General features: G+C 62.8%; 22 protein-coding genes. 10 read left to right on the top strand and 12 right to left on the bottom strand.

Features of this window, described 5'->3' with window-relative positions:
• Positions 1–2: 2 nt before the first annotated feature.
• The 3 genes from glmM (at position 3) to SZ63_RS02750 (ending at position 5,593) form a co-directional block, all read left to right on the top strand.
• Positions 3–1,391, top strand: a complete 1,389-nt coding sequence (gene glmM, locus SZ63_RS02760; protein ID WP_048180647.1) for a phosphoglucosamine mutase — start codon at positions 3–5, stop codon at positions 1,389–1,391.
• Between the two features lie 351 nt (positions 1,392–1,742).
• On the top strand, positions 1,743–5,309 hold the full coding sequence (locus tag SZ63_RS02755; protein ID WP_048180645.1) for a hypothetical protein: 3,567 nt from the start codon (positions 1,743–1,745) through the stop codon (positions 5,307–5,309).
• The gene (locus tag SZ63_RS02750; protein WP_048180642.1) at positions 5,306–5,593 is read left to right on the top strand and encodes an acylphosphatase; all 288 of its coding nucleotides are present in this window, start codon (positions 5,306–5,308) and stop codon (positions 5,591–5,593) included. The genes SZ63_RS02755 and SZ63_RS02750 overlap by 4 nt, the downstream gene beginning before the upstream one ends.
• Here the strand turns inward: SZ63_RS02750 and cas1 are convergent.
• On the bottom strand, positions 5,575–6,510 hold the full coding sequence (gene cas1 / locus SZ63_RS02745) for a CRISPR-associated endonuclease Cas1 (protein WP_048180636.1): 936 nt from the start codon (positions 6,508–6,510) through the stop codon (positions 5,575–5,577). The genes SZ63_RS02750 and cas1 overlap by 19 nt on opposite strands.
• Before the next feature lie 399 nt (positions 6,511–6,909).
• On the opposite strand from cas1, the gene SZ63_RS02740 reads away from it, so the two are divergent.
• From SZ63_RS02740 to SZ63_RS02730, 3 genes are read left to right on the top strand one after another with little or no spacing between them, the layout of a single operon-like run.
• Positions 6,910–8,199 carry a phenylacetate--CoA ligase family protein gene (locus tag SZ63_RS02740; protein ID WP_048180633.1) on the top strand — a complete coding sequence of 430 codons (1,290 nt, stop codon included), beginning with the start codon at positions 6,910–6,912 and terminating at the stop codon, positions 8,197–8,199.
• Complete coding sequence (locus SZ63_RS02735; protein ID WP_048180630.1) at positions 8,199–9,500, top strand: phenylacetate--CoA ligase family protein; 1,302 nt, start codon at positions 8,199–8,201, stop codon at positions 9,498–9,500. Before SZ63_RS02740 ends, SZ63_RS02735 begins: the two co-directional genes overlap by 1 nt.
• Positions 9,500–9,931: an ACT domain-containing protein gene (locus SZ63_RS02730; protein ID WP_048111992.1), complete on the top strand. Its 432-nt coding sequence runs from the start codon at positions 9,500–9,502 to the stop codon at positions 9,929–9,931. The genes SZ63_RS02735 and SZ63_RS02730 overlap by 1 nt, the downstream gene beginning before the upstream one ends.
• A gap of 7 nt (positions 9,932–9,938) precedes the next feature.
• Here the strand turns inward: SZ63_RS02730 and SZ63_RS02725 are convergent, their stop codons facing one another.
• From SZ63_RS02725 to hxlA, 4 genes are all read right to left on the bottom strand, one after another.
• Positions 9,939–10,307, bottom strand: a complete 369-nt coding sequence (locus SZ63_RS02725; protein WP_048180626.1) for a P-II family nitrogen regulator — start codon at positions 10,305–10,307, stop codon at positions 9,939–9,941.
• Entirely contained in the window at positions 10,304–11,035 is a 732-nt protein-coding gene (locus SZ63_RS02720; protein ID WP_048180623.1) for a DUF1538 domain-containing protein, read from the bottom strand. The genes SZ63_RS02725 and SZ63_RS02720 overlap by 4 nt, the downstream gene beginning before the upstream one ends.
• Positions 11,032–11,727 carry a DUF1538 domain-containing protein gene (locus SZ63_RS02715; RefSeq protein ID WP_048180620.1) on the bottom strand — a complete coding sequence of 232 codons (696 nt, stop codon included), beginning with the start codon at positions 11,725–11,727 and terminating at the stop codon, positions 11,032–11,034. Before SZ63_RS02715 ends, SZ63_RS02720 begins: the two co-directional genes overlap by 4 nt.
• A gap of 86 nt (positions 11,728–11,813) precedes the next feature.
• Entirely contained in the window at positions 11,814–13,103 is a 1,290-nt protein-coding gene (hxlA, locus tag SZ63_RS02710; RefSeq protein WP_048180617.1) for a 3-hexulose-6-phosphate synthase, read from the bottom strand.
• Positions 13,104–13,205: 102 nt separating this feature from the next.
• On the opposite strand from hxlA, the gene SZ63_RS02705 reads away from it, so the two are divergent.
• Complete coding sequence (locus tag SZ63_RS02705; RefSeq protein WP_048180614.1) at positions 13,206–14,168, top strand: TIGR03557 family F420-dependent LLM class oxidoreductase; 963 nt, start codon at positions 13,206–13,208, stop codon at positions 14,166–14,168.
• Positions 14,169–14,890: 722 nt separating this feature from the next.
• Here SZ63_RS02705 and SZ63_RS02700 read toward each other — a convergent pair.
• Together SZ63_RS02700 and SZ63_RS02695 are read right to left on the bottom strand one after the other, a co-directional pair.
• A complete protein-coding gene (locus tag SZ63_RS02700) occupies positions 14,891–15,229 on the bottom strand; it encodes a P-II family nitrogen regulator (RefSeq protein ID WP_048180611.1) in 339 nt (112 codons plus the stop codon).
• Positions 15,230–15,239: 10 nt separating this feature from the next.
• Complete coding sequence (locus tag SZ63_RS02695) at positions 15,240–16,433, bottom strand: ammonium transporter (RefSeq protein ID WP_048180608.1); 1,194 nt, start codon at positions 16,431–16,433, stop codon at positions 15,240–15,242.
• A gap of 143 nt (positions 16,434–16,576) precedes the next feature.
• Between SZ63_RS02695 and SZ63_RS02690 the strand changes: the two genes are divergently transcribed.
• A complete protein-coding gene (locus tag SZ63_RS02690; RefSeq protein WP_048180604.1) occupies positions 16,577–17,125 on the top strand; it encodes a DUF2115 domain-containing protein in 549 nt (182 codons plus the stop codon).
• A 36-nt stretch (positions 17,126–17,161) separates the two neighbouring features.
• Here SZ63_RS02690 and SZ63_RS02685 read toward each other — a convergent pair whose 3' ends face one another.
• From SZ63_RS02685 to cobT, 5 genes are all read right to left on the bottom strand, one after another.
• A complete protein-coding gene (locus tag SZ63_RS02685) occupies positions 17,162–17,689 on the bottom strand; it encodes a nitroreductase family protein (RefSeq protein ID WP_048180601.1) in 528 nt (175 codons plus the stop codon).
• Positions 17,690–17,765: 76 nt separating this feature from the next.
• Positions 17,766–18,962, bottom strand: coding sequence for a TraB/GumN family protein (locus SZ63_RS02680; protein WP_048180598.1), 1,197 nt, complete (start codon positions 18,960–18,962; stop codon positions 17,766–17,768).
• Entirely contained in the window at positions 18,955–19,497 is a 543-nt protein-coding gene (locus tag SZ63_RS02675; RefSeq protein WP_048180594.1) for a YkgJ family cysteine cluster protein, read from the bottom strand. The genes SZ63_RS02680 and SZ63_RS02675 overlap by 8 nt, the downstream gene beginning before the upstream one ends.
• A complete protein-coding gene (locus SZ63_RS02670; protein WP_048180591.1) occupies positions 19,485–20,039 on the bottom strand; it encodes a GMP synthase subunit A in 555 nt (184 codons plus the stop codon). The genes SZ63_RS02675 and SZ63_RS02670 overlap by 13 nt, the downstream gene beginning before the upstream one ends.
• Positions 20,040–20,077: 38 nt before the next feature.
• The gene (cobT, locus tag SZ63_RS02665; RefSeq protein ID WP_048180587.1) at positions 20,078–21,094 is read right to left on the bottom strand and encodes a nicotinate mononucleotide-dependent phosphoribosyltransferase CobT; all 1,017 of its coding nucleotides are present in this window, start codon (positions 21,092–21,094) and stop codon (positions 20,078–20,080) included.
• A 292-nt stretch (positions 21,095–21,386) separates the two neighbouring features.
• On the opposite strand from cobT, the gene SZ63_RS02660 reads away from it, so the two are divergent.
• Both SZ63_RS02660 and cobS read left to right on the top strand, forming a co-directional pair.
• On the top strand, positions 21,387–21,830 hold the full coding sequence (locus tag SZ63_RS02660; RefSeq protein WP_048180585.1) for a phosphatidylglycerophosphatase A: 444 nt from the start codon (positions 21,387–21,389) through the stop codon (positions 21,828–21,830).
• On the top strand, positions 21,827–22,537 hold the full coding sequence (gene cobS, locus SZ63_RS02655) for an adenosylcobinamide-GDP ribazoletransferase (protein WP_048180581.1): 711 nt from the start codon (positions 21,827–21,829) through the stop codon (positions 22,535–22,537). Before SZ63_RS02660 ends, cobS begins: the two co-directional genes overlap by 4 nt.
• The last annotated feature ends 31 nt before the right edge of the window (positions 22,538–22,568 follow it).

The raw sequence follows: 22,568 nt of genomic DNA, 5'->3' as shown, positions 1-22,568 counted from the left end.
GGATGCGAAACGGAAAACAGATGTTTGGAACGAACGGCGTACGGGGCGTGATCGGAGAGACGATGACGCCGGCCCTCATCCTCAAGATCGGCGCCGCGCTCGGATCGATGAGGAGAGGCACCGTCGCGGTCGGAAGAGACACGCGGACGTCCGGCGAAGCCCTGACCCATGCCCTCAAGGCCGGGCTCCTGATGACCGGGTGCGATGTGGTGGACATGGGCGTCCTCCCCACCCCGGCCCTGCAGTACATCATCAGGACCAACCGGTTTGCCGGCGGCGCGATGATCACCGCATCCCACAACCCGCCCGAGTACAACGGCGTGAAGATCATCGAGGCCGACGGCACCGAGATGTCCGATGAGGAGATCATCCGGCTCGAAGGCCGGTACTTTGCGGATGAGTTCGATGTGGTCGACTGGGACGGCGTCGGCAGCGAGAGCGCCGCACCCGACCGGCTGGAGGAGTACATCGAGGCCGTCGTGAATTACTTCCCGGAGGGCATCGGCAAAGGGATGACCGTCGTCATCGACCCCGGTTCCGGGCCCGCGGCGCTCACGACCCCGATCATCCTCTCGAGGATGGGGTGCCGGGTTCATACCATCAACGGCAGGCTCGACGGCACCTTCCCGGGCAGGATGCCCGAACCGACACCCGAAGGATTGCAGCCCCTCTCGGAGATGGTGCTCGCCACGGGCGCCGACTTCGGGGTGGCGCACGACGGCGACGCCGACCGGGCGGTCTTCGTCGATACCAAAGGACGCTATATAGAAGAGAACTACGAGTTCGGTCTGGTCGAGGACTATGTCTGCGCGAGAAACGGCAGCGGGCTCGTCGTCACCCCGGTTGCCACCTCCCGGCTGATCCGGGATATCGCGGAGAAGCACGGCTGCACCGTCGACTATACCCCCGTCGGGAGCATCTACGTCGCGAGGAGGATGATCGAGCTGATCGGTGAGGGCAGGAAGGTCTCGTTCGGGGGTGAAGGAAACGGCGGACTGATATATCCCGACCACCAGTTCTGCCGGGACGGAGGCATGACCGCCGCCATGATGGTGGCGGTGCTTGCAAGCCACAAGGGCAGGAAACTCTCGGATATCGTCGACGAACTCCCCGCATACCACCTGGTCAAGGAGAAGTACCATACCGCCGACCCGGCAGCGCTGGTCCGCACCGTCGAAGAGGCATTCGCGGGAGAGACCATCGAGAAGATCGACGGCATCAAGATCGTCAGGGAGAACGCCTGGGCGCTGGTGCGGGCATCGGGCACGGAACCGATGATCAGGATCATGATCGAGGCAAAGGACCCGGCCGTCGCGGAGGCCATGTACCGGGAGATTATGATGGTTGCGACTGGCCGAACGCGACCGGCCGAAGGGTGCGATGTTCCGTAGGAACGGAGCAGGAGCACCGAAGGTGCGGGGCCGGAGCGTGAGCACCGTTAGGTGCGAACCGCGACGGACGCGACGGGTAGTTAGAGCCGAAGTAGAACCCCAGGCTACCACAGACACGGGTGGGCATACCCGATCCCCCTGCCGCCCCAATCCCTCTACCTGCGGTATCGGCACCGCCATGAAGCAGTTCCGCCCGGGGTGCCCGGGGGACTGCTATCCTCCACCTTATCCCCGATATTTTTTGAGGAACTCTCCGAATCCATTGAAAAACATTCTTGTGAGAGGGGGGCAATCTATATATCTGATAATGGATATACATGATGCAGAACCCACGGGAGAGCGCTGATCAAAATGGATGGAAAACTACAGATAAAACAGAAGATCAACTCCGCTATCTCTTCTGGCGATCTGCGTGAGCTTGAAAAGGTGGCTTCGGACATATCGGAGACCCAGACGAGGAAGGAGAAGAGATCGCTCTACGAGCAGATGAATGCCGCCCTGGTCGAAGCGGCGTTCAACGAAGGCCAGCCGGAACTCTTGAGCCAGCTCGTCGAACCGACCAGAGAAGAGATATTCGACCTCTCCAGGCGTGCTGCCGTTATCTATAGCGAGAAGAAAGACGAAGCATGGTTCTCGGCGATATTCACCCTGGTCGATAAACTCGATCGCAAGAGCCATCAGTCAGATATCCTCGCCAGGATCTCCCGAGACCTGGTCCAGGCCGGGGTTGATTCCGGTGACATCCACTACATTGAGAAAGGTGGAGAGGCCTTCGATAAGATCAGCATCCGCAAATACCGTTCGGCAATCCTCTCCGAGATCATCCCGCTCTTCATCCAGTACGGACAGAAGCACCAGAACATCGACATCATGCAGTATGCCCTCCAGATGCTTCCCGAGATCGGCGATATATCGCGGCAGTCCCAGCTCCACGCCGACGTGGCCCGGGCGATTGCCGGGGCGGGCATCGAGTCCGGCGATATCAACCTCGTGATCAGCGGGCTTTCGAGCGCCACCGAGATTAACCAGAAGATCCGGCGCACCAACTCGATCGCCGACATCGTGGACGCGGCCTGGAAGTCCTCGCTGAAGAAAGAGATCTCCGATATCGAACAGATCATCGATTCTCTCCCGGGCATCCCCGAAGAGCGCCTCACGGAAGTTCTCGCGATCCTGACCGAGCAGCTCCTCGACCGCCAGCGGGACAAAAAACAGGTATACACCAAACTGCTCCGGATCGACGACGAAAAACCGTGGGCAGGCCAGACCCTCGTCCTCGAACTCCTGAAGAAAGCCGAGCGGAGCGGGGAGCGCTGGTTCCTCGAGAAGGCGTTCGAGTTCAACGCCCGGGGCGCGGGAGAAACCCAGCTTCCCATCGAAGAGATCGTCCTCTCCGGGATCGCGGTCGTCGAGAAGAGCGGCAACCCGACCATCCTCCTCGATATCACGCCGCTGATCGACGAGTCCTGCGATGCTGCGAAAGCGGCCCAGCTCTACCGGCAGATCACCGATGCACTCTCCCGCATGGGCGACTTCTACCACGCAATCGAGGTCATGAAAAAGGCCAGCAGCAGTGCACAGAGGATCAACGCCCAATTTTTCGATACCAGTGTCCGCCTGATCAAAGAGGGTGTCCGGCGCGACGAGATCGGGCTCGTCCGCGAGAACATCCTCGCCACACTGGATATCGATATCGCCGATTCGCTGGTTCACCAGGCGGTGACCGACTTCTGCAAGGAATACGACTTTGACGAGGTCGTCAGGCACATACCAGCCATAAAGGAACTCGCGGGATCACACCGTTCACAGGACGCCCTGCTTCTCGAGTGCAACACCATCCTGATCGAGCGGGGATTCGTTCGCCAGAAAGAGCCTTCGGCTCTCGTGGATCTGGTGAGCCAGATTGAAGAACAGGACCTGCGCGAGCAGGCAATCTCGACCATCGCAGTCGAGATGGCACGGATCGGCGTCGTCCGGAAAGACCGGGATCTCCTCCGGAACGCGACCGGACTCACCTGCGAGATCGTGGATCAGCGGGCACGGGCCGAGGCGATGGGCGGCATCGTGGACCAGGCTGCCGTGCTCGCCGTTGAAGACGGCGACCTCGACCTGCTCCACGGGATGCGGGTTCTCTCCACGTCCCTCTTAGAGCGGGACTACTGCCTCTTTGCAATGGGCAAGGTCATCCATGGCCTGATCATGTACGGGATCGAGCAGCTCTCGCTCCAGGCGCTGGACGAGGCGGGCCAGATCCTCTCCCAGATCGCCGACCCGTCCCTGCAGCGGCAACTGGCCGATCCCCTCGTCGAAGGCTACGTCCGGGTCGGGAGCCTGCAGGTGGCGGACCAGCTCTCCCGGGGGAAGGCGCAGATCTTCGACGGCATGATGGAGCCGTTCGAGATCGCGCTCGACCTCCTCAAGACCAGCACCCCGCGCGAGGAGATATCGATCAAGATAGCAAGTTACGTCGATATCATGCTCGAGTACACGCAGGTCTACGCGAGCCCGATCTTTGCGGCGCCCATGTCGCTCTTCTCCCTGGAGATCGACGGAGAATACGAGCGGACCGCCATGATCCAGCGGATCCTCACGTTCTTCACCGATTACACGAAAGAGTTCGACTCGGCCGATCCTTATGAGGTGACGGCTTACCTGCTCGAAGGGATCGAAGGAGGGGCGGCAGCGCAGCCGGTGCTCGAACTGATGTACCGGCTCTTCGAGCACACCGGCGACGTCTATGCACGCTACACCGGGATGTACCGGATCGTGAGCGCCCATTCGGCTCTCGAAAACGTCGAGCAGGCCGAGACGATCATCCGGAGGCTCCACGAGACCATCGGCGACCTCTCCGATCCGTCCGTTCGCGCGATCATGCTCTCCGACCTCGCCGGACTCATGGCCGGGATCGATCACGATGCAGCCAGGGAGTATCTTGCCGAGGCGCAGAAGACGCTCGATGCTATAGGAGGCGAGCGGGAGGCATTCGTCAGGAAGAACCTGATTTACGCCGCAAGAAACCTCAGCGCCGTAAACCGACAGGAAAAAGACGTCGAATGGGCAATGGGGCAGGTCGGCAGGATCGAGGATCCGGTCGAGTACGTGGACGCTCTCGCAGCGGTCTTCGACATGGTCAGCGAACCCGCACAGAGAAAAGAGATCCTCTCTTCAATGTGCCACACCGTCGTGAACATCCCCTCCCCCTACGTCCGGCTCTCGATGCTCTTTGATGTGGCGCAGTTCGCCGAGACGTACGGCGATCAGGAGGAGATCGAGGAACTGTTGAACGGCATGGAGCAGACCGCCGGTTACATCCAGATCCCGTTCATCACCGCCATGACGCAGCAGCGGATGGCCCAGATGCTCTTCTCGTTCTACCGGGTGAGCGGGAGACCGACCGCCCGAGAGCGCGCTGCCGATATCGTCTCCGCCATCGACGACGACAGGATCCGGTACAACCTGGCGGTCCAGCTCGAGCAGACCATGCCCCAGTCATGGAAGAACACCGTCTATGCCAGGATCCTCGACTGCCGGGACAAGATCCGGAACGGCGAGTATACCACAAAGGACATGGTCACGCTCGATCGGGCGATACGTGCGGCGCCCGACAGGGCGAAGCGGGCGGCCTACTACACGGAACTCTACCTCATTGCCCGGGGCGCAGGGCAGCATGAGGTTGCGGACAGGATGCTGCTTTGCGCTCTCGAAGAGGCCCGAATCATCAGGCCGCTCTCACGGCGGGCGTTCGTGCTCGGCGATATGGCGTGCCGGATCTATGCGGAGCGTTACGAAGATCGCTCGCGGGAGATCCTCGATCTGGCCGTGAGCGAGGCGCTCAACATCCGCGACTCGACGATCCGGGACGAGGTATACGACGAACTGGATATGTCCATGCGGATCATCCAGGAGCACTGGCTGTGAAGACGATCGAGATCAAAATCTCGGGAAGAGTGCAGGGCGTCGGGTTCCGCGCGTGCATCAAGAGGATCGCCACCAACCTCGGCGTCGGCGGCGAGGCGATGAATCTTCCCGACGGGCGGGTGCTCATCACCGCAACCGCCGATCCGGTCATCCTCGACAAGTTTGTCTCCATGCTGTACGGGTGTCCCCGGGTCGTCATCAGGGATATCATCCAGCAGGAGATCCCCCATGCCGCTTACCCCGAGTTCACCATCCAGCGGGGCAGTTACCAGTACAGCACGTGAAACTCGGCGTTCGCAAGGAGCGCGTCCTGCACGATGCGCACCTGCGCGTCGATACGGGCCTGGTCGATGGAGTCGCGGAGCGCCGCCGCCAGCCGGGACGAGAGATCGCCGCCAAGGTAGCACCGCTTTTCTCCGCATTCGTAATCGCCGCTTGAGATCTCTTCGCGGGCAAACCGGATGACGGCACGATCCACCATCGAGGCCTTCTGCGGTTCGATAAGGTCGTGAACGAAACTTCCCGCCCCTTCATGCAGCATGCCGAGGTCGGGATCGAGGTGAGCCCCGATCACCGAGACGCAACAGTTGCCGTAAAGCATCGCGTAACCGAACGAGAACATCGCGTTGACAGGGTCGAGATAAGGGCGGCTCGTCCTGCGGCGGAACCCGAGTTCCGGCGGGAGCGTGCGGGAGAGGATCTCGTAGTACATATCGGCGGTCAGGCGGGAGAGTCGCCGCAGATTCTCCATCGTGACCGAGGCCGAGAGTTCCTCCCGGGCCTGGTGGAGGAAGTCGAGTTCGCCGGCGTAAAAGATGTCGTGCCCGGTGTGGTCGTAGAGTTCCTCAAGGAGAAGAAGCCTCGACTGGAGGGCGGCCCGCGCGAGCGGCTGAGCGAACCGGTGGGGGCCGGCCCGCTCCTGGGCGAGGCGCACCGAATCATCCGGCCGGTAGCCGTAAGGGTAGAGATATCCGACGGGTGTGCCGTCGATGTCGAAGAGGGTGATGGCAGCGCCGGCTTTGAGGAGATTCGTCACCGCCGAGGTGTGCAGGGTATGCCCGCCGACGATCAGGAGGTGCTTCACCTTCTCGAGGGGATAACGCCGGGTATCGCTCCCGCGCGCGATGATGAGCTCCTGTGTCGTCGCCTTGATGTGCCCCCCGTAGCCGAAGACGGGGAGCCAGGGTTCCGTCGCTACCATCTGATCACTCTGGAAATGAGTATTGGGCTGTTTTCGGTGATTAATGCATCGAATCTCCCGGATACAGAGAGAACGCAATATCAGCGCAAGGGGAGCGGATCGACCGGCCGGCCGCCTGTAGCGCCGCCGTTCGGCGCGGATGCCTGAAGGCTCTGCTCCGGGGGCGTTTCGGGAAGAAAGACCCTGACCGCCCGGGAGAGCAGTGTCGGAACAGGAGAGTGTCACGGCGTGACATGCCAAGCATTGACAAACCTTTTCCGCACCGCCCGCTCATATAACGGTAAAGTATGCCCGGCGGCCTGCCGGAGCAGGATCATCAGGAGTATCGCAACCTGATAACGGGCAATATAGCCGGATGGGGCACGATCTCTCCGACCGGCGAACAACCGATGGGATACTATGTTCTGGAATAGAGAGATGGAGAAGATCCGGTCTGACGAACTCGCGGATCTGCAACTGAAGCGGCTGAAATGGTCGCTAGCCCAGGCACAGAAAGTAGGACTGTACCAGAGAAAGTTAAAAGACGCGGGCGTCTCGCCTGACGAGATCAGAACGCTCGACGACGTGGAGAAACTCCCCTTTACCTACAAAAAGGAACTCCAGGCCGGATACCCGTTCGGCCTCTTCGCGGTTCCCTTAAAAGAGATCGTCCGGATCCACACCACCTCCGGCACGACAGGGAAACCGACCGTCGTCGGCTACACCCGGCAGGATCTGGATAACTGGTCGGAGCTGATCGCGCGGAACATGACGATGATCGGCCTCTCCGAGGACGACGTCTTTCAGAACGCGGTCAACTACGGCCTCTTCACCGGGGGGCTCGGGTTCCACTACGGCGCCGAGAAGATCGGGATGACCGTGATCCCGAGCGCGACCGGGAACACCCGCCGCCAGATCGAGATGATCGATGACTTCGGGGTGACCGCCATCCACTGCACGCCAAGTTATGCCCTCCACCTCGCCGAGGTGGCCGAGTCGATGGGGAAGACGCTCGATACCCTCCAGACCGGGATATTCGGGGCCGAGCCCTGGTCGGAGAGCATGCGAGTGGAGCTCGAACGGCGTCTCGGGGTCAAGGCCTACGACAGTTACGGACTCTCGGAGATGTACGGTCCCGGCGTGGCGTTCGAGTGCCCGGAGAGGGACGGACTTCACATCTGGCACGACTGCTACCTCGTCGAGATCATCGATCCCAAGACCGGCGAGCGGCTCGCTCCCGGAGAACGCGGCGAACTCGTCATCACGCCGCTCGTCAAGAGCGCCCTGCCGCTCGTCCGCTACCGCACCGGCGACGTGACCCGGCTGATGGATGACGTGTGCGCCTGCGGGCGCGGGCAGAAGATCGAGCGGATCACGGGCCGGAGCGACGATATGATGGTCATCCGCGGGATCAACGTCTTCCCGTCCCAGATCGAGCACGTGCTGCGGGCCCTCCCGGAGGTCGGGGAGCAGTTCATCGTATATATTGATCGCGTCAAACATCTTGACGAGATGACTATCGAGGTAGAGATGAGCAGGGCAGGGTTCTCCGGCGAACTGCAGGATCTTGCCCGCATGCAGAAGAAGATCTCCGGCGAACTCCACAATACGCTCGGTCTTCGGACCGCGGTGAAACTGGTGGAGCCGGGAACGCTTCCCCGGTTCGAGGGGAAGGCAAAACGGGTCGTCGACCGCCGGGGGGCGATCTGATGGCGCCATGGAACCCGCGGACGGAAGAGATGCCGCTCGACGACCTGCGGCGGCTCCAGTTCAAGCTCTTAAAATCCCTGGTATACCGGCTCTACAGCTTCAACGACTTCTACCGGCGCCGGATGAAGGAGCAGCAGGTTCATCCCGACGACATCAGGGCGCTCGAAGATGTCGCGAAACTCCCGTTCATGTACAAGAGCGACCTGCGGGACGGCTACCCGGACAGGATCTTCTCCGCCGAACAGAACGAACTGGTCAGGTACCACGTCTCATCCGGGACGACGGGGAAACCGACGGTCGTCGGCTACACGGAACGCGACATCGAGAACTGGAGCGAGTCCCTGGCGCGGGCGTTCTCCTCCTGCGGCCTCGGGCGGGGCGACGTCATGCAGGTGAGTTACGGCTACGGCCTCTTCACCGGCGGCCTCGGCGCCCACTACGGCGCCGAACGTGTCGGCGCGACCGTCCTTCCGACGAGCGTCGGGAACACCGAGCGGCAGATCGAACTCATGCAGGATCTCCGCGTCACCGCCATCGCCTGCACCCCCTCCTATCTCCTCCACATCGGAGAGGTGGCGGAGAAGATGGGCGTCTCGATCAAGAACGACACCGATCTTCGTATGGGCTTCCTCGGCGCCGAACCCTGGTCGGAGCAGATGCGGGGCAGGATCGAGGACTGGCTCGGGATCCGCGCCTACGACATATACGGGACGAGCGAACTCTCCGGCCCGATGTTCACCGAGTGTGCCGAGCAGCAGGGGATCCACATCTGGGGCGACCTCGCGCTCGTGGAGATCGTGGACCCCGCGACCGGCGAGGTGCTAGAGGCCGGGGAACAGGGCGAACTGACGATCACCATGCTGCAGAAAGAGGCGCTGCCCATGGTCAGGTACCGGATCGGCGACCTCACTGCCGTCGAGGAAGGAACCTGCGCCTGCGGGCGGACCCATCCGCGCATCGGCCGGATCCGCGGGAGAGTGGACGATATGCTGATCGTCCGGGGCATCAACGTCTTCCCCTCACAGGTGGAGCACGCACTGCTCGAGATCCCACAGGTCGGCAGGCATTTCCAGATCGTCGTCGACCGCAAGGGTGCGCTCGACTCCATGCTCGTGCGGGTGGAGGTGAGCGAAGAGGCGTTCTCCGACAAGATCACCGATCTCATGGTGATCAAGAAGGCCGTGGAGCACCGCCTGCGGAGCTCGCTGAACGTGAGCGTGGACGTCGAACTGGTCGAACCGGGAACTCTTCCGCGGTTCGAAGGCAAGTCGAAGAAGGTTGTTGACAGGAGGTCACTATAATGGAGAAGTCGTATATCGTCAAACAGATCTCAATCTTTTCGGAGAACCGCCCGGGGCGCCTCGCGGCTATCGCCGGCGCGCTACGGGATGCAGGAATCAATATCCTTGCGTTCAGCATCGCCGAGGCGGACGGGTTCGGGGTCGTCCGTGCGCTCGTCGACCGGCCGGAGGATGCATACCGGACGCTGACCGATCTCGGGTTCCGCGTCTCGTTCACCGACGTCATCGGCGTGAAGATGCGCGACGAGCCCGGCGGCCTCTCGGATATCGCGTCGATCCTCGGGGACGCCGGGATCAACATCGAGTACGCCTACGCCTACTCGGGAAAAGATGCGGCCGTCCTGATCCTGCGCGTGGACCAGGTCGAGGACGCCGTCCGGCAGATCCTCGCCCGCGGCGGGGAACTCCTCAAAGCATCCCTCTCCCGATAATCGAGGATCAAATCGGGGCCCGGGGCACTCCAGGACCCTCTGCCTCGCCCTTGCGGAACATATGAACCCTTCCCGTGACACGCCGGATCGGAAGGACGAACGCAAGGCCCATCCCCGGCTGATCCAGTTCTGCGGCGGTGACGATTGCATCGAGCACCGCATCTGTCCGGTCGGTGGCGACAACCGTTAAGATGATCTCTTTCTCGGGCTCGATGGCGATCCCGAGAAGCGTCTTTACCTCATGAATACCGGTTCCGCGGCCGAGGAGAATGGTTCCTCCCTCGGCCCCGGCACCGCGGGCCGCCGCGAGCACCGGCTCGGACCAGCCCCTTTTTACGATCGTGACGATCAGTTCATTACCGTAATCGTTGGTCACGTATCTTCACCTCGTGTTCTCCGGTAGAGGATGCCGAGCATCAGCACCGAGAGGATGGGTGCGAGCGCTATCAGCGCGATCAGCCCGAACCCGTCGACGACGGGGTTGCGGCCCTCGATCCCCGCCGCAACTCCGACGGCAAGGGAGAGGAGGAAGGTGACCGCCATCGGGCCGGTGGCGACACCTCCTGAATCAAACGCGATCCCGACAAAATCCCGATCGGTGAAGAGGAGAAGGACGATGACGAGGAGGTAGCCGGGGATTATGATGTAGAGCAGTGGGATGCCATAGACGAGACGGGCCATCCCGAGCGCTACGGAGATCGCAACCGCAACGGAGAGGGTGTAAACGATCAGGGATTCCCTGATGTAACCGCTCGAAGATTCTGCGACCTGGTAGCCGAGAACCCGGACCGCAGGTTCCGCATAGGTGGCGAGAAAACCGAGGATAAACCCGAACGGGATGAGCAGCCACAACTGGTCGAACGTTGCGACGGCCTCACCGATCTCCCTGCCCGCCGGGAGGAACGCGACGTTGACACCCTGCAGGAAGAGAACCATGCCAAGGGCTGCGATCAGGATGCCCCGCACGAGGTTTATAACGTAGACCCGCGGAAGTTTCAGAAAGAGCACCTGAAAGACCCCAAAGAAGATGAGCAGGGGAAGAAGCGCCTGCGCAACCTCAAGAAAGACCTGATCTATTCCCTCAAAGAGCGGCGTCAGGATCATAGATAGATCACCCCCACCAGCATGACGCCGATGACCGGACCGAGTGCGGCAAGCCCGACCAGCCCGAAGCCGTCCGTGAGGGCCGAACGCCCGGCGAGAACCGAACTGACGCCGGTCCCGAGCGCCAGGATGACCGGGATAACCAGGAGCCCGGTTGTCACACCGCCTGCATCGACCGCGACGGCGAGGAGATCCGGTGGTGTAAACGGCGCAAGGAGAAGGACGATGCCGTAGCCGGCGGCAAAGAGATAGGCAAGCGGGAATCCGAAGATGATGCGGAGGACTCCCATGGTAACAATGAACCCGACACTGACCGCGATCACGAGGATCAGGGAGCCGGACGGGATGCCGCCTCCCGAGACGGTGTCGAGCATGCCTGCGAGGATACGGATGTTCGGCTCTGCCATGATCGTCAGAAGGCCAAAAAAGAACGTTCCCGCAATGACCAGTGCGAGTGAACCCCGGGCAGGGAGTTCGGACCCGATTGCATCACCGATGGGGAGGAGGCCGGCCTTCACGCCGGAGAGAAAGAGGGCGATCCCGAGAACAACCATGCCGCTCCCAAGCAGGAACAGGAGGAGAACAGACGGCGCCGCACGGAGCACCCCGACCTCGAGGATGACGATGATCAGGATGATCGGGAGGACTGCCCGAACAACCTCCAGGACCTCCTTCCTGATCTCCTGCAACATGCCGCCGCTCCTCCCCGGAAAACCGTCCGGGTGTCGGTTAATCTAACTGTGTCACGCTTTCAGATAAAGGCAGGGGCCGCCGCCGATCAGTGCCGTTTCTCCCATTTCAGGAGTTCCGAGACCTCCGAGAGCGTCCGGCCGCGCCGGATCTCTTCCCGGATCCGCTCCTCGTTCTTCCTGACCTCCATCGCTCTCCGTGCGACCTCGTAGGCGCGCTCCCGGGGGACCACCACGACCCCGCTCTCGTCGGCGACGATCCAGTCTCCCGGCCGCACCTCCTGCCCGCAGCAGGCGATCTCGGTGTTGATCTCCCCGAGGCCTTTCGGGTCACCGGCGTTCGGGACGGTCGCCGTGGCGAAGACCGGGAACTTCATCTCCCGGATGTCGTCCACGTCCCGCACCGCCCCGTCGATCACGACGCCCGCGATCCCCCGGTTCTTCGCGGAGTGGGTGGCGAGTTCTCCCCAGGGGGCGACGGATGTCCCGCCGTCGTTGCTGACGACGAGGACGTCGCCCGGTCCCGCGACGTCGATCGCCTCGACGGGTTTTGCCCAGTCGCCGGCAAGGGTCCGGACGGTCACCGCCCGGCCGACCGCTTTTACCCTCCCGCAGATGGAGACGACCCCCGCCATCGCGCCCTTCCGGTGCATGCCGTCGGTGACGTTCGGTGCGGAGACCGCTTCGAAGAGGCGGCGGATCGCGGCATCCCGGCTCTCCTCCTCCCGCGGCCGGATCTCGGGCCGGTCGATGGCCTCCCGGACCCGCCGCGCCGCCCCGGTCACGTCGGCGGCTTTGACGATGTTTCCTCCCACGATGACGACCGAGGCGCCGGCGGCGACCGCCTCGGATGCGGTCTCCGCGTCCAGTCCTCCCGCAACGGCGATCGGGATGCCCGTCTCCCCGGCAAGGCGGCGGAGGAGGTCGAGCGACGACCTGCCGATCATCTGCTGGTCGATGCCGACATGGGCGTTGATGTAGTCGACGCCGAGCGCGGCAAGTTCCCGCGACCGGTCGACGGGGTCGGCGACGTTGATGAGGTCGGCCATGAGCCGGACGCCGTACTTGCGGGCGGAGCGCACCGCCTCGACGATCACGGCGTCGTCGGCGTCGGCGAGGATGCAGACGACACCGGCGCCGGACTTCGCCGCCATCTCCACCTCGATCGCCCCGGTATCGGCGATCTTCATGTCCGCGACGATCTCGTGGCCGGGAAACCGCTCCCGGAGCGTCCGCACGGCCTGCATCCCCTCGCTCTTGATCAGGGGTGTCCCGACCTCAATCCAGTCCGCACCTCCGCGGACCGCCTCATCTGCGATCTCAACCGCACGATCGAGCTCGAGGAGATCGAGCGCCACCTGGAGAGTAGGCGTTGCCATGCAGTACAGTATGGCGAGAGTTCTATTTATCTGGTGCCGGGCCGGGGAAACCTATATGTCGTGAGATGCTTGAGGTGGTCGGCGGCACGGATGTGATGACGGATGGTCGAGATCGGTTATAAACTGGCATGTGAGGAGCACGGCCCCCTGGAACTGGTCTGCAACGCCCGCCAGGCGGAAGATGCCGGCTTTGCGTTTGCCATGATATCGGATCACTACCACCCCTGGACGAGCAGGCAGGGGCAGAGCCCATTTGTCTGGGGCGTCATCGGCGGTATCTCGCAGGTGACGGCGGCGCTCCCGCTGGTGACGGGCGTCACCTGCCCGACGGTACGGATTCACCCCGGCATCATCGCCCAGGCCGCCGCAACCGCCGCCATGATGATGCCGGGACGGTTTGCCCTGGGCCTCGGGTCGGGGGAGAACCTCAACGAGCACGTCTTCGGCGACCGCTGGCCCCCGGCGCCGGCCAGGATCGAGATGCTCGAGGAGGCGGTAGAAGTTATCCGGCTGCTCTGGAAGGGCGGGATGCAGGACTATTACGGCGCCTTCTACACGCTCGAGAACGCGCAGGTCTTCTCGCTCCCGGATGAGCTCCCCCCGATCTACATCGCGTCGGAAGGCCCGATCAGCGCGTCCATGGCCGCGCGGGTCGGCGACGGGTTCATCAACCCGGGCAGCAACGCCGAGGAGAACCTCATCATCTTCCGCGACTCCGGTGGCGGGGATAAACCGGCATACATCGAGAACTCGGTCTGCTGGGCCCAGACCGAGGAGGAAGGGCAGAGGACGGCCTACGAGCAGTGGCCGATCCCCGCAAACACGGGAGAACTCAACCGGCTCCTCCCCACGCCGACGCATTACGAGCAGGCGGCGAAGATGGTGACGCCGGAGGACGTGGCGAAGCACGTGGTCTGCGGCCCGGACCCGGAGGCGCATATCAGGAAGATCGAGGAGAGCATCGGAAAGGGGTTCGACCACGTCTGCATCCACCAGATCGGGCAGCAGCAGCGGGAGTTCATGGAGTTTTATACGAAGGAGGTTCTGCCGCATTTTGGGGAGTAGAGACACCGGTTCATATTCACTCCATGCCCTGCCGTAACCCTCCGTGCACCGGAGCACTGTAGCAAAGGTGAGGGCCAGAGAGGCGATTACAGAGACAGTGGAACCGTGACAACTAGCACCTTCAAACACTACAAAATCCGATACAGTGGACCGTGGGAGTATCGCCACGCACCGCCCGCCCCCCATGGGGGCGGAACGACGTTCCATCAGGAGCGGAGTTTGAGCACCGCTAGGTGCGGAGGAGGAGCGCGAAGCGCGGGTGGTGGGGGGGCGATGGGAATCCCATTATAAGGTGGAGACAGGGGGGGATGCTACCCCCTCGAAACCCTCCGGGTTTCTCATGCTCGCTTTCGTTCGCACCTCAAAGGCCTTCAACCTTCTCGTGCTCCGTTCCTTCGCACCTCCGGTGCTCACGCTCCGGTTCTAACGAACCGTCGCGCTTCGGAACATCGCACTCCCCGCCAGCCCCACCCCTAGGGCGATATGCGACTGGCCGAAGGTGCGACGTTCCTCTGGAACGGAGCTGGAGCACCGTTAGGTGCGGGGGCAGGAGCATGAGCACCGAAGGTGTGATATCCACTGGAAAGCCGTGCACGGGTTGTGCGATCACGGTCTATAAGAACAAGTGTACCGGAGGTATGGCAGACAGCACGTCTAACGTGCGGGCACTGTCAGAGATTAACCATCCCCGGGCAAAACCCCCCAAACCAGCCCAAAAAAAGTTACGCTTCCTCCGGATCCTCCAGATCCGTCCGCACCCGGCAGATGCTCTCGACCGGCAGGACGAAGATCCTGCCGTCGCCCGGCTTGCCGGTCCGGCCGTTCGCCCGGACGATCCCGATGATTCTCTCGACATCGCCGTCCCTGACGACCATATCGATCTTCAACTTCGGGATGAGTTCGACCGGCACCGTCTTTCCCCTGAACCGGAGGGCGATACCCTTTTGCGCCCCCCGCCCCATCACCTCGCTCACGGTCATCCCGTAGATGCCGTCGGCCTCAAGCGCCGCCCTCACGGCATCGAACATCTCGGGCCTGATGACTGCGGTAACCATCTTCATTCACACCACCTCACACCCGCACGGACTCGCCGTGCTGGGCGATGTCCAGTCCGACATACTCTTCCTCTTCAGTGACGCGAAGGCCCATCGCCAGATCGATGACCTTTGCGATGACGTAGGTCACGCCGAACGAGTAGGCCACGACCACAGCCACATCCAGCATCTGGATGAGGAACTGGCCCGGATTCCCGTAGAGCAGACCGTTCACGCCACCGATAGCCGCGACCGCAAAGATCCCGGTTGCGAGAGCGCCGAAGATGCCGCCCATACCGTGGATCGCCCACGCATCCAGGCTCTCGTCGAGTCCCTCACGAACCCGGAAGAGCAGAGCGCCGTAGCAGACCAGACCGGCAACCGCTCCGATGGGAATCGCGGCCATGGGCGTGACGAATCCCGCCGCCGGCGTGATGGCTACGAGACCGGCAATCGCCCCGCTGATGATCCCGACCGAACCCGGTCTGCCGCGAACCCAGGCAGCACAGAGCCAGGCGAGTGCCCCGGCAGCGGCGGCGATGTTCGTCGCGACGAACGCGTTTGCCGCAAGGCCGTCCGCGGCGAGAGCGCTCCCGGCGTTGAACCCGAACCAGCCGAACCAGAGGAGCGCCCCGCCGAGAAGAACCATCGGGATGTTGTTCGGTTCCATACCGTGGCCGCCGAACCCGAGACGCTTCCCGATGACGAGCGCGAGCGCCAGCGCCGAGAAGCCGGAACTGATGTGAACGACCGTGCCGCCGGCGAAGTCGAGCGCACCAAGCTGCGCCGCCCATCCGCCGCCCCATGCCCAGTGGGCAAGCGGGTCGTAGACCAGCGTCGTCCAGAGCAGACCGAAGACGACGAACGAACTGATCTTTATCCGCTCCGCAACCCCGGATGTCACGATTGCAAGCGTGAGGCCCGCAAAGACCATCTGGAAGGCCATGAAGAGCAGATCCGGAATACCGTCGCCCTCCATCCCGACACCCTGCAGGAAGGCGTACTCCAGGCCCCCGATCAGCCCGTTGATGTCGGCGCCGAAGGAGAGGCTGTAGCCGCAGACGACCCACTGGATGCTGACGAGGGCAAACGCGATGAATGCCAGCGCAAGCATGGAGATGAAGTTCTTCCGGCGCACGAGCCCGCCATAAAAGAGCCCCACTCCCGGGGTCATCAGCATGACCAGTGCCGTACAGACCAGGATAAACGCCGTGGCGCCGGAATCAATCATAGTCCGGCTCCCGGCTCAACCACAAAGTGTTCTCGCCATTCATCGGAAGGAAGTTTCCTTCTTATGAATATAAACCTTACTATTTTATGTGCTAACAGAAGGACTGATGCATCTGCAGGCACAGATCTAACCCGTGTGATGCGATGAACACGAAGGGCGATGTCCGGCATGTCTGCGCCCGCCTGCGGTCTGCGAAGACCCGGAGGGAACTCGCGAAGGTCCTCTACCATGCGGTATCCGGCTACTCGCTCTTCGACCTCCAGGAGATGCGGGGGAGAGTGGAGCGCGATCTCCGGTCGGTCCCCGCCGGATACCGGCGACGCCTCTACCCGAGCGTGATGGAACAGATCTTCGAGACGCACCACACCCTCATTGCCGCTGGCCGCCGGGGAGATCTGGAAGACGGGATGAGACCGCTTCCGGGCGAATACCAGGACTTCTGCGATATGGTCGAGAAGACGTGCCTTCGCGAAGACGAGGAGGAGCGGCACCTCGAACTCCTCTACTTCCTCCTCGCCGCCTTCAACATCTTCGTCCTCGACCGCCCCGCCCACCCGGTGGGCACGCCGTTTCCCGGCGGGCTCGAGGTCGAGGTCAGGAACGGGGAATACCTCTGCCCGGTCAGGGAGAAGGCCGACGACGTCGATAATGCCCTCTGCCCCTACTGCCCGGCAAAGCAGAGCGACGGGTGAAGAAGGCGCAGCAAAAAAAGAACTTTGTATACGATGTTACTCTTCTTCGTAGCGCTCGAAGAACGTGACCTCGTCGAGGATCTTCTTCTCCTTGATCTGGATCTCCTCGGGGTATCCTGCGGGCACGAGGGATACGAGCGTGTACTCCTCCGGGACGTTGAGGAGTTTCCGGACATCCTCGGCATAATCCTTCTTCTCCCCTGCAACCCAGCAGGTTCCGAGACCCCATGCCTGGAGCGCGAGGAGGAGCTGCATCGTCGCCGCACAGCAGTCTTCGAGGTAGTACTTCGCATCCCGCTTCCCGAAGACGGCGAAACAGATGGGTGCATCGGCGATGAACCGGGCGTTCTCGGCGAGATCGGCAATTCCCCGCAGAGTATCGCGGTTCTGGATCGTCCCGAAAAGCCAGGGCTGCTCGTTTCGTGCGGTCGGGGCAAGCCGCGCGCAGTCGAGGGCGTCTTTTACGATCTTATCCTCGATAGGGCTGTCCTTGTACTTCCGCACGCTGTGCCTGCTCCGTATCACGGTGACACCGAGATTAACCGTTCCACCAATCGGACTCATGCAACGATGGTGGGCACTCCAGACCTAAATACCTTGGGGAAACGGAGGAAGGAAGGACTCCGGCAGAAAGGCCGCCCTAGAAGAAGCCCAATATCATCTGGAGCATGTTCGAGAAGCCTTCGATGATGACCACCTTCGGATCGATCCCGAGGACCGGGAAGATGAACAGGAAGTAAACGATGGTCCCGAGCGTGCTCCCCACGTTCGCGAGAGCTGCAACCAGCACCACCTTAAAGAGCGGGATCCGTCGCATCTCCGTCAGAGTTTCCGCCTCGATGATCTGCCGGAACTCTCCGGCGGCGGGCTTCCTTATCTTCGCCTCGACGATGGCGGCAAACCATCCCGCCGCAAGCAGCGGGTTGAGCGACGTCATCCAGGAGACCGCAAACGCCGTGGCGGCCGAGAGAGGATGTCCGCCGGCAGCCAGCGTGAAGACAGCGCTCAAGACCCCGTTGATCAGGACCCAGTAGAGGAGAGCGGTCAGCAGGACGTCAATCCCTACACCCGAGAACGCTATCGCGGCGATCAGAAGGAGGAAGAGGACGGTGACGGCCGCTCCGAGGATCTTCGCCCACGGCAGACTCTTCACCCCGGCGGTCAGGGTCGGGAGCGGCGGCAGCGTCTCCGGTGCGTCAAGATATCGCTGCACCCCCCGGATATGCCCGGCGCCGACGACGGCGAGCACCCGCTCGTATCGACCTCCGAGCATCAGAATCTGGTGAGCCAGATAGGCGTCCCGTTCATCGATCAGGGCCTGGGCGCCCCGGGGAGAGAACTTTCGGAACTCCTCCATAGCGGCGCTCACGACGTCCTGGTCGGTAAACTCGTCGACGTCGATCTTCTGCCCCTCGACACTCACGAGCGAATAGATCAGGGCTCCGATGAGTTTGATCTTCTCCCAGATACCCATCCGGCCCCAGAACCGGGCAAGCGTGATCCGGATATCCCGGTCGATGAGCGCCACGGGCTTCTGGTGCGCTTCAGCTTCCTCGATGGCGGCGAGCATCTCGGCACCGGGCTTCACGCCGGTTTCTGCGCCGATCCGCTGCTGGATGTAGGTGAGCACCCACTGAACGAGGAGCTGGCCGAAGTTCCCGCCTTTCAGGATCTCCCCTACCGAGGGTTCGGCCGCCTCCTCTCTGAGCGATACGAACCTCCCCCGGTCGAGCTCGACGCCGACGATATCGGGCTGGAACTCCTCGATGGCGGATCGGACTTCTTCAACGCTCTTCTGCGAAACGTGCGCCGTCCCGACAAGGCGGATCTCAGCCATCGAGCACCTTCACACCTTCGCTGTCGATTACGGCGCGCTTTCCCGGCGGCACCGATGCTTCATGGAAGACGGCGCGGATACCGGATTCCTCTACCGCCTCGGCGGCCTGCCGCCTGCAGAGGTCGGCCGCCGCGTCGCGTGCATCGCAAGGAGAGAGCGGCGCACCGAGGCCGGGACACTCCGATACCCCCAGGTCGTCGTCCACCAGCATGAAGGGGTAAGTGCGGCAGATCCAGGGACGGTGAGCGTAGATCGAACACCGCCCGTCCCGGAGAAAGATGCAGGCATCGGCAGTTCGCCTGAGACACCATGCAAGGGTGTACTTCCCACCGTTCCCGGTATCGATGAAGTCGGGATAGGGTTCGGCAACCTTGTCCCAGGCCATGCCGGTCGCCGCCATGATTGCCCGGACCTCTGCAGGACTCACCAGCACGAGATTCGAGTCCTCCGCGACCCGCCGGCAGCAGGCGCCGCACCCCCTGCAGCGAAATCCGATCGACCCGAGCCGAGCCGCAACGTCATCTACTCCGAGCATATCCTGTCAAAATTTTCAAAGAGAAGCCGCCCGTTGACGGTATGGCTGACCTCCGGATGCCACTGGATGCCGTAGAGGTGTTCATCGGGAGATGCCATCGCCTCCACGCCGCAGATGGATGATCCTGCAAGCCGGACAAACCCTTCCGGCACAACCGAGACCTCGTCCGCGTGCGACGCCCATACCTGCATCCGGTCGGGGTAGCCGTGGAGGAGGGGGTTCCGTTCGAGGATCTCGACCTCGACCGCACCGAACCCGCCGCTCGCACCCCGGCGGATCGCGCCCCCGCGGGCCGTCGCCATGATGTGCAGACCCAGACAGATGCCGAGGACGGGAAGGCCGAGGTCAAGGTACTCGGAGGCGACGCCGGCGCGTTCAAGGGTCGGGCCGCCGCCGAGGATGATACCGCGGCAGCCCCGGGCGACCTCGGCCGGCGGGGTCTCATTCGAGATCATCGTGGCCTCGATATCCATGTCACGGAGCGTCCGGAGGATCAGGTGATTGAACTGCCCGTGATTATTGACCACATAGAGTGGAAGCATTGCTTATAGATAGATGCAAAAAGGTAATAGTCCTTCCCTCAGGCATAGTTCCTGACGAAATCGAAGACTTTCCGGGAGATCTCTTCGGGCTCGTGGTTCATGAGGTAGGCAAGCGTCAGGGCCCCCCCGGCCCCCATCCCCTCCTTGACTTCGCCGATGCAGTAGCGGGCGAGCCCGACATGCCCGAGCTCGGCGAAGTTCGGGTCGACGAAGTACGCGGTGGTGCCGACATCGGCAACCGACCGGACGAACCCGGCAGACGGATCGTCCCTGACGTAGACCGTCGTCGCGAGGCCCGGCACCCGTTTCCCGAGCGCTTTCAGGACAGCCGCAACGGCAAGCATCTGGGTTCCTCCGGCAAACATGATCGCGCCGGAGTAGGCGCTCGCAATCCCCGCCGCCACCGGCATCATGGGGTCGCCCGCGGCGCGGAGGATCTCGAGAGGCTCTCTCGCACCGGTCGCCTCGATCCGGGCGAGCGCTTCCCGGCAGACGGCGTCTTTCAGGCCGATAGGGTTCTCTACAAACGCGCTGCTGACCGAGGCGTCGTAGCCGAGCGCCCGCAGAACGCAGAGGGCGGTGGTCGTCCCGCCGGGGACGCACTCCCCGAGCATTAAGAAATCACTACACTGCGAAAGAAGCCTCCCGACCGCTTCGCCCCGCTCGAAGAGGGCTGCCGCCTGCGGCACCGCGTCCTCCGTCCTCGGATCGCCGCCGGGGCTCCCGTAGACATCGATGCAGGGGACGGTGGGGGTATGAGCCAGCCCCGCGTTGATGATGACGGGGGCAAGCCCGGTCAGCTCTACCATCGACCGGGTGATGGTCGCGGGCGTCGGGCAGCCGGTGGGGGTGTTCGGCCGGGCCGCGGCACTCGTGATCGCGCCGGTCGTGACGAGTTCCGCGTCCAGAACCGGGGTGAGCAGGGTCTTTTCGGGGGTCGGCCCTGCGCCGGATATGCCGGGGACGGTGGAGAGCATTGTGTTGCCGAGGATGAGCGCCAGCATCGGGCGCTCGGGCCTTATCCCGGGGTCTTGTGAGAGGAACGGGTGTGACATCTGGTACAGGATAGGTGCCGCGGGATAGAAGAGGTTGCTGTCGGAGAGGGCGGGGAGGGGGACAGGGGGCGAGTTTAAGCAGGGAGGGGGCGCAGTGGACGGGCGCCATCTGGCAGTGCATGAACTTCGGTATTTCGCCAGTCGCACCTACGGTGCTCCGGCCCGTCGGCCCGTCGCTGCTCGAAAACCCTTCGGGTTTTCTCGAACTCCGCTCGTTCGAAGACCTTCGGTCTCCTCCGAGCGTCGTTAATACCAAACCCAAAAATACCTCCCCAAACCAAATACTTCAACAATGTTCGAGATAGAGCGCAGGCTGGAAGAGAAGGGCATCGTAAGGAGAGAGATCGTCGCCGCCGCGATGGAACTCTACGTCCCCCACGGAATAGAGGCGGATGAGGCCGCGCGCAGGCTTGATGCAAAGATCCAGAAGGCCCTCGAGGACCCGAACATCTCGTCGCTCCTTCTCGGTGCCCTCCTGCTCGAGGACGAACTCTACGTGAAGCGGAAAGACTCCGAGATCGCTGACGACCCGGTCTTCCTGCTCTCCGACGAGATCATCGGGATGGCCATCGCCGAGGTGATCGGTGGGACCTATGCACGGTTCGAGTTCACCCGCTACGACCAGAAGAAGCCGGGAATCCTGGGCAAACTCGGGCCGTTCCTCGACGACGCCGTCGCCGGGCTGATCGCAGGATGCACGTCGCGCCTCTACAGCGAGTCGATGGGATCGACGTGAAATCCGTTCTCGCCCTCCTGCAGTTCTGCACCTCGCTCCCCCTCGGGAAGCCGGTCGACTTCGAGCACTTCGCCCACCGCTCTTACCTCTACCCGCTCGCCGGCTACGTCATCGGCGGGATAGCGGCCGGTATCACCTACTGGATAGCGTCCCCGCCGGTGGGCGCGGCCGTCGCCCTCGCAACGGCGCTTCTCCTCTCCGGGTGCAACCACTTCGACGGGTTGCTGGACTTCGGCGACGGGCTCATGGCTCACGGGAGCCGGGAGAAACGGATCGCGGCCATGACCGACCGGACGACCGGGGCCGGAGCCGTTGCGGCCGGGATCATCGTCACGCTCCTCGCATTCGCCGGACTCCAGACCGCCGCGAACCTCCCGGCGACGATTCTCATCGCCGAAGTCTGCGCAAAGGTCGCGATGTCCTGGCTCACCACGCTCGGCACGCCGTTCCGGGAGGGGATTCACTCCTATCTTCACGGGTTTGCAAAGCCGTGGTTCCTCGTCCCGACCTTCCTGCTCGCGCTTCCGCTCTTCCTGCTGCCGGTGCCGCAGGTAACGATCGCGCTCGCCCTCGCGGCCACGGCCGTCATCGCGGCACTGATGCTCGCCCTCGCCCGGCGGCTCTTTTCTGGCGTCAACGGCGACGTCGTCGGCGCCGCAAACGAGATCGTCCGGGCAGGGATCATTCTCCTCCTCGTTCTCCCGTAATCACCTTTTTTACCCCGGCGGCCGCTACTAC

Source organism: Methanoculleus sediminis (assembly GCF_001017125.1).
GTDB classification, from domain to species: Archaea; Halobacteriota; Methanomicrobia; order Methanomicrobiales; family Methanoculleaceae; genus Methanoculleus; species Methanoculleus sediminis.
The sequence above is the reverse complement of the archived record's forward strand: the minus strand, read 5'-3'. Positions and strand labels throughout refer to the sequence as shown.